At 65.5% G+C, this 6,714-nt stretch carries 4 protein-coding genes; 1 reads left to right on the top strand and 3 read right to left on the bottom strand.

Annotated features, from left to right (window positions below):
• From VMS96_02040 to VMS96_02030, 3 genes are all read right to left on the bottom strand, one after another.
• Positions 1-341: hypothetical protein (locus VMS96_02040; GenBank protein ID HVP42179.1), on the bottom strand; the 341-nt coding region annotated here is incomplete at its 3' end.
• A gap of 117 nt (positions 342-458) precedes the next feature.
• Positions 459-3,860, bottom strand: a complete 3,402-nt coding sequence (locus tag VMS96_02035) for a diguanylate cyclase (GenBank protein ID HVP42178.1) — start codon at positions 3,858-3,860, stop codon at positions 459-461.
• Between the two features lie 159 nt (positions 3,861-4,019).
• Positions 4,020-4,997 carry a hypothetical protein gene (locus tag VMS96_02030; protein ID HVP42177.1) on the bottom strand — a complete coding sequence of 326 codons (978 nt, stop codon included), beginning with the start codon at positions 4,995-4,997 and terminating at the stop codon, positions 4,020-4,022.
• A gap of 214 nt (positions 4,998-5,211) precedes the next feature.
• Here VMS96_02030 and gltX point away from each other — a divergent pair, with 214 nt between their 5' ends.
• A complete protein-coding gene (gene gltX / locus VMS96_02025) occupies positions 5,212-6,699 on the top strand; it encodes a glutamate--tRNA ligase (GenBank protein HVP42176.1) in 1,488 nt (495 codons plus the stop codon).
• The last annotated feature ends 15 nt before the right edge of the window (positions 6,700-6,714 follow it).

The following is a 6,714-nucleotide window of genomic DNA, read 5'->3' as shown; positions in this document are numbered from 1 at the left end:
GTGAGACCGGGAGAAGTGCCGTGGCTGACACCCACCAGGCCGTGCACGAACGGCTTGACCTTGTCGTGTCCGAAAGTGAACTGCGGCCCGAACAGGAAGTTGTGCATGGTCTGGTCGCAGCAGTAATGCCCGTCAAAGTCGGCCTTCAGCGACAGCCATCGGTTCCATTTGTAAGTGAGAGCTGCTTCCCACCCGTGGGCGTTCCCCGAGCTCAGCGCGAAGCCCGGGTCGGAATGGACGAAGGAATAGCCTCCGAAGACATCGTATTTCGACTCGTTCTGGGCCCAGCTGCCGCCGACACAGAACACAACCAGGGCGGTCACCAAGAGTAGCTTTTTCATGCCCCTCTCCTGAACCTCCGGGAGCAAGAACCCGGTTGGTTGCGGCATTATCCGCAGGTACCGGACCCGGTGTCAAGGGCCGGTGGTCACCAAGAGGCGTGACGACCCTGGGGAAGGCTAGCTGGCGCCGGTACGGCTGACGCGGTCACCGCGGAGCTGGCGCACCAGGATGCGCACCACCATGCCGTCGAACTGCGATCCGGCCAGTGATTCCAGTTCGTCGATGGCCTCGTTCTGGGGGCGGGCGCTGGCGTAGGGGCGATCAGTCATCATGTCCACATAGGCCTCGGCCACGGCGATGATGCGGGCGCCGAGGGGGATCTGCTCGCCCTTGAGGGCGTCGGGATATCCGCCGCCGTCGAAGCGCTCGTGGTGGTGGCGCACGAACTGGCACATACGCTGGCTGCCGGGGATGGTGGCGATGATCTGCGCGCCCACGATGGTATGGGTCTTCACTAGGTGGTACTCGTCTTCGGTGAGAGAAGAGGGCTTGTTGAGGATCTGCTCCGGGACGATGATCTTGCCGACATCGTGGACGCGGGCGGCGAAGGTGAGGTCGGCGGCCTCGTCCTCCGACATGGCCAGCTCGCGGGCGATGAGCTCGGCGTAGCGGGCCACGGCCTCGCCGTGGCCGGCGACGGTCTCGCGGGCCTCGGCGGCGCGGTTCAGGGTGCGGACCGCGTCCATCAGGACCTCGGCGGCGCTGCCATCCTTCACCGAGCTGCCCAGCTTGCGCAGGGTGGTGACCAGCTCGTCGGCCGATTCGGGCCCGGTGCGCTCGCGCTGCAGGAACCCTTCGACGTAGGAAGCGATGACCTGGCGCTGCTGCAGCGAGGTCTCGCCCTCGGCGAACTCCTCGGCAGTGGAGACGCGGTTGCCGCCGCCTTTCTTGGAGACGTACATGCCGGCGTCGGCGACGCGGATGATGTCTTCCACGGTGGAGCCGTGCACGGGGAAGCTGGCCACACCGAAGCTGCCGGTGATCTTGCGCTCATTGAGCATGGGGTCGGTGGCGAGCCACAGGCGGAGGCGCTCGGAGAGGATCTGCGCCTGCTCCACGCCGGTCTCGGGCATGAGGATGACGAACTCGTCGCCGCCGTAGCGCGCCACCACGTTCGACTGGCGGCATTTCTGCTCGAGTAGCCGTCCCACCCGCGCCAGCACCAGGTCGCCTTCCAGGTGGCCGACCGAGTCGTTCACTTCCTTGAACTTGTCCAGGTCCATCATGACCACCGAGTAGGGGCGGCCGGAGCGGGAGGCGCGCTTGCCCTCGGCCTGCACCGATTCCAGGAAGAAACGGCGGGTCTTGATACCGGTGAGGCCGTCGGTGATGGACTGCTGCTGCATCTTTTGGAAGATGAAGGCGTTGTGCAGGGCGGTGGCCAGCAGGTCGGCCAGGGTGCGCAGGATGAGCACGTCCTGCTGGGCAAAGGCGTTCTCGCGCTTGCTCTCGATGTTGAGCACGCCCAGCAGGGTCTCGGCGTAGGTCAGGGGGACGCACAGGACGGAGCGCGCGTCGGGGATGATGCCGGCCAGGCGGCTGGCGTCGGCGGTGTTCTGCACCAGGGCAGTCTCGTTGGTGCGGGCGACCCGGCCCAGGATGCCCACACCCAGCGGCACGCGCTTGCCAAGAGCCTTGGCGGTGGTGCCCGCCTCGGCCTTGATCTCGATGTCTTTGGTGGCGTAGTCGAGCAGGCCGATGCCGATGTGGTCGAAGTTGAAGTTCTTCTGGATCTCGCTGACGATCTCGGCCAGCATCTGCTCGGCGTCCTGGCTGGAGATGGCGGTCTTGGAGACATTGTTCAGGAAGGCCAGGAAGCGGGCCCGGCGCTGCTCTTCAGCGAACAGGCGGGCGTTCTCCATAGCCACGGCGACCTGTCCGGCGGCGGTCTCCATGACCTCGAGGTCGCGCTGGTCATAGACGTTCTCGCGCTCGTAGTTCATGGCCGCCATCACGCCGATGGCCTGGTTATAGCGGTAGATGGGAACGCCGAGGAAGGACTTGGCGGGGCGTCCCATGGGTACGACCCCCAACTGGCGGCGCAGCTCGTCCATGTTGGAGCGGCAGAGGATGGGCTGGCCGCTGCGGATGATGTGCTCGGTGATGCCGTTGGCGACCCGGCGGGTGCGCTTGGGCATGAGCTGGCCGCTCTCGAACTCGTACTCGAAGCGGATCTCCTCCCCCTCAAGGAAGGCGACATAGAAGCTGGCGGTATCGAAGAGCAGCCCCAGCTCCTTGTGGACGGTGCGCAGGACTTCGTCGGAGTCCAGGCGCGAACTCACGACCTGGCCGACCTGGGTGAGCAGCTCGTACTCGCGAGTGCGGCGCTGAGTGTTGTGCATGAGCACGTAGTTCTCCAGCGTCATGCCGATCTGCATCGCCAGGCCGAGCAGGAGGCGGATGTGGGAAGAGCCGAAAGTCTTCTTCACCACAGTGTGGGGCAGGAGGACTACGCCGAAACTGCGGTCGCGGGTCTGGAGGCTGACGCAGGTCATGGAGGCGACGCCTTCCTGCGCGAAGATGGCGCGCAGGCGCAGCAGGCGTTCGTCGCCCGTGACCGGCAGCAGGCCCAGTTCCTGGCGCAGGTCGCGGAAGACGATCCAGCCGCCGCGGCGGAAAACGTGGGTGCTCACCGCATCGGTGAACTCGCCGTCGAAGCGGGCCAGGAATTCCGGCGAGAATCCCTGCTGCACCGAGGGCAGGACTTCGTGCCAGTGGCTGTGGATGCAGAGGGCGGCGCGCTCGGCCTTGAGCGCCGTCACCAGCCGGTCGAGGATCTTCTGCAGGCTGGGCGCCAGCTCGTTGGCCGGGATCAGCCTCCCGGACTCGACGTCCAGGCTGGAAAAGGCCAGCAGGTTCTCCTGCACACTGCGCCGCTCGTTCTCGTACAGCACCATGACCATGGAGATCCCCAGCAGCATCTGCGGGATGGGGCTCAGGAAGTGTCCGGCGCTGCTGAACAGGACCGCGAACAGGTCGTGGAACTGGCGCGAAGTCAGCAGCACCGCCCAGAAACCGAGGGAGATGCCCAGCAGGCGATATCCCATGGAGTCGCGCTGCCGGCCGAAGCGGAAGAAGCGGTAGGCACAGTACAGCAGCAGGGCAGCGATGCCGACCTCGACTTCCATGTAGGGGACCTGCAGCATCCCCAGAGAAAGCAGGGGCGCGTGGCTGGCGCCGGAGCGCACCACCAGGTAGGCCCATACCGCCCCGATGGCGGCCAGTGCAGCGTCGTACCAGTGGAACTTGAGCGGGTCCTTCACCAGGCGGGTGGATACGAAGATGGCCAACGCGGTGAGCAACAGGCACAGCTTCGTCGCCCACATCGACAGCGCGGTGGTCTGACCCAGGAGGTTCCAGGTAGCCAGCCCGAAATAGAGGACGTAGGCGGCCCAACCCAATTGCCAGGCGCGGAAGTACGGTTCCCGCGTCTGGTAATAAAGGTAGGAGAACAGGGCAAAGAGGACTATGGCGACTATGCCGGGAACCAGGATGATGCTGACAAAAACACCGTCCACTCTGCGCCTCTTTCCGGTGGCGTGCAGGCCCGGGGAAGGCCGCTCGGAGGCGGACGACCGCCCCGAGGGGAACAGCAAAAGGAACTGCTGGAATATACCCCAGGGGAAACACGACTCTCAATGGTGGAGTAAACGCGGAAGTGACTAAAGTACCGACACTTAGCTGGAGGTCAGTACAGAGTCACGAGGGCTCAGGTGGCGCTGGTCCAGGCGCCACAGGCCGCAGGCGCGAGCGGAATCCAGGGCCCGGGCGTATTCGGCGGAATGCAGGCAGCGGGCGATCTCGGGGAAGCGCCCGCTGGTCACCTGTCCGGCGGGATAGAACTGCGACATGACATTGACGTAGGTGTCGGGCCCCAATTCCCGCGCGATCCAGGGGAGAACCTCCGAGGTCCCCGCCGCGTCCCCCGGCATGACCAGGTGGCGCAGCAACACCCCGCGCAGCGCCAGGCCATGCTCGTCCAGAACCAGCGGGCCGACCTGGCGGTGCATCTCGCGGAGGGCGGCGCGGGCGACCTCGGGATAGTCGGGCGCCTGGGCGTATCGCTCAGCGATGTCGCTGCGCCACCACTTGAAATCCGGCATGTAGATGTCCACCACGCCCTCGAGCAGCCTCAGGGTCGCGACGCGGTCGTAGCCGCTGGTGTTGAAGACGATGGGCAGACGCAGGCCGCCATCGACGGCGATCAGCAGCGCCTCGAGGAATTGCGCCACGACGTGCGAGGGCGTGACCAGGTTGATGTTGTGGCAGCCCTCTTCCTGCAGGTCGAGCATCATGCCGGCGAGCGTCCCGACACTGACGGGCCGGCCGTCGCCAAGATGGCTGGTGGAGTAGTTCTGGCAGAAGGCGCAGCCCAGGTTGCAGTGGGTGAAGAAGATGGTCCCCGAGCCGCGAATGCCGCGTAGGCAGTCCTCTTCGCCGGAATGGGCGAAATGGGAGCTGACCACGGCGAGACGCCCGGTACGGCAAACCGTCCCGGGTTGGGAGCGGCGGTCCACGGCGCACTGGCGGGGACACAGCCGGCACTCAGCGAGACCGGCAATGGCGGCGTCGGCCCGCCGGCGGAGCTCTCCGCTCCGCCACAGGGACAGGTAGGCGGGCTGGAAGCCGCTGCGCTGCCGGACGTACTGCGCCATGAGTCCAGAAGCTTAGCGTGGTCCGGAGCGGTTGTCGGTGCGCTACGTCACGAAACAGGAAGCAGGGGGCAGGAGGCAGGAAGCAGGGGGAAGGAGGCAGGAAGCAGGAAGCAGGACCAGGAAGCAGGAAAGTCGCCAGTTGTACCCTGCAGGCTGCCTCCTGCAGGCTGCCTCCTGTCTGTTAGCATGAAAGGTTTAGGAATGACTGAGAAACATGGCTGAGAGCCCCGCCATCCGCGTGCGTTTTGCGCCGTCGCCGACGGGATACCTCCACGTGGGCAGCGCGCGGACGTTCATCTTCAACTGGCTGTTCGCGCGCCACACCGGCGGTACCATGATCCTGCGCCTGGACGACACCGACGTCGAGCGCAACACCCAGGAGAGTGTGGACTCGATCTTCGAAGGCCTGCGCTGGCTGGGGCTCGACTGGGACGAGGAATACAAGCAATCGGAGCGGCTGGCGCTGCATCGGCAGGCGGCGCAGAAGATCTTCGAGAAAGGTCTGGCCTACCGCGATTTCACCCCACCCAGCCAGGGGGAGCGCGACCGCAGCGAGGGGCCGTGGCTCTACAGCCTGGAGATGCGGGAGATGTCGCGGCAGGAAAGCGACCGTCGGGCGGCCGCCGGGGAACCGTTCGCGCTGCGCTTCCGCGTGCCGCGCGACATAGAGGAGCCGGTCCGCTTCAACGATGCGGTCTATGGCGAGCAGGAGAAGTCCACCGCCGACATCGAAGACTTCGCGCTGCTGCGCTCGGACGCCATGCCGACCTATCACATGGCGTCGTGCGCCGACGACGCCGACCTGCGGATCACGCACATCATCCGCGGCCAGGACCACCTGACCAACACCTTCAAGCACATCCAGATCTTCCGCGCGCTGGGGGTGGAGCCGCCGCAGTTCGCGCACCTGCCACTGCTGGTCGCGCCCGACGGCGCCAAGCTGTCGAAGCGCAAGCACGGGCCGGTGGTCAGCGTGACCACCTACGCCGACGCCGGCTTCCTGCCGCAGGCCTTCATCAATTTCGTCTGTCTGCTGGGCTGGTCGCCGAAGGACGACCGCGAGTACATGCCGCTCGAGGAGATCGTGAAGATCTTCGCCCTGGAGAACATCAACCGGGCCAACGCGGTCATCAACTTCAAGGAACCGGCCACGACGCCCGGTTTTAGGGAAGAAGACACATTCGATCCGAAGGCCATCTGGCTGAACTCGCAGTACATCCACAACATGCCGGAAGCCGAACTGGCGGAGCGTCTGCTGCCCATCGTGCGGGGGGTCGGGTACGACGTCGATTTGGCGAAGATGAAGCAGATCGCGCCGTTGGTCCGCGAGCGCATCAAGCTGCTGAAAGACGTGCTGACCGTGGCCGACTTCTTCTTCGTGAAAGACCTGCCGGCGTACGACCCGGCACTGCTCATCCCGCCGAAGGGCGACGCCTCGACCGCTCGCAAGGTGCTGGAGAAGGCCCGCGAGGTGCTGTCCAAGACCGAATTCACCCACGGCGCGCTCGACCAGGCGCTGCGCGGCGCGGCCAAAGAACTGGGGCTGAAGGCGGGACAGATGTTCACGCCCATCCGAGTAGCGGTGACGGGAAGGACAGCATCGCCGGGGTTGTTCGAGACCTTGGCGGTACTGGGCAGCGAAATTACACTAGAACGGATACAACGAGCCATAACTGTCGTCACAATCCCCGCACAGGTGTGACTTAGGCGCTCGCCG

The organism is Terriglobales bacterium, assembly GCA_035543055.1.
Taxonomy (GTDB): Bacteria; Acidobacteriota; Terriglobia; order Terriglobales; family Acidobacteriaceae; genus JAIQFD01.
Note: the sequence above shows the minus strand (reverse complement) of the source record. Positions and strands in the feature narration are given on the sequence as shown.

Coding starts and splice junctions, on each gene's coding strand:
- VMS96_02030 (HVP42177.1), bottom strand. CDS start 4,997: ATGGCGCAGTACGTCCGGCAGCGCAGCGGCTTCCAGCCCGCCTACCTG.
- gltX (HVP42176.1), top strand. CDS start 5,212: ATGGCTGAGAGCCCCGCCATCCGCGTGCGTTTTGCGCCGTCGCCGACG.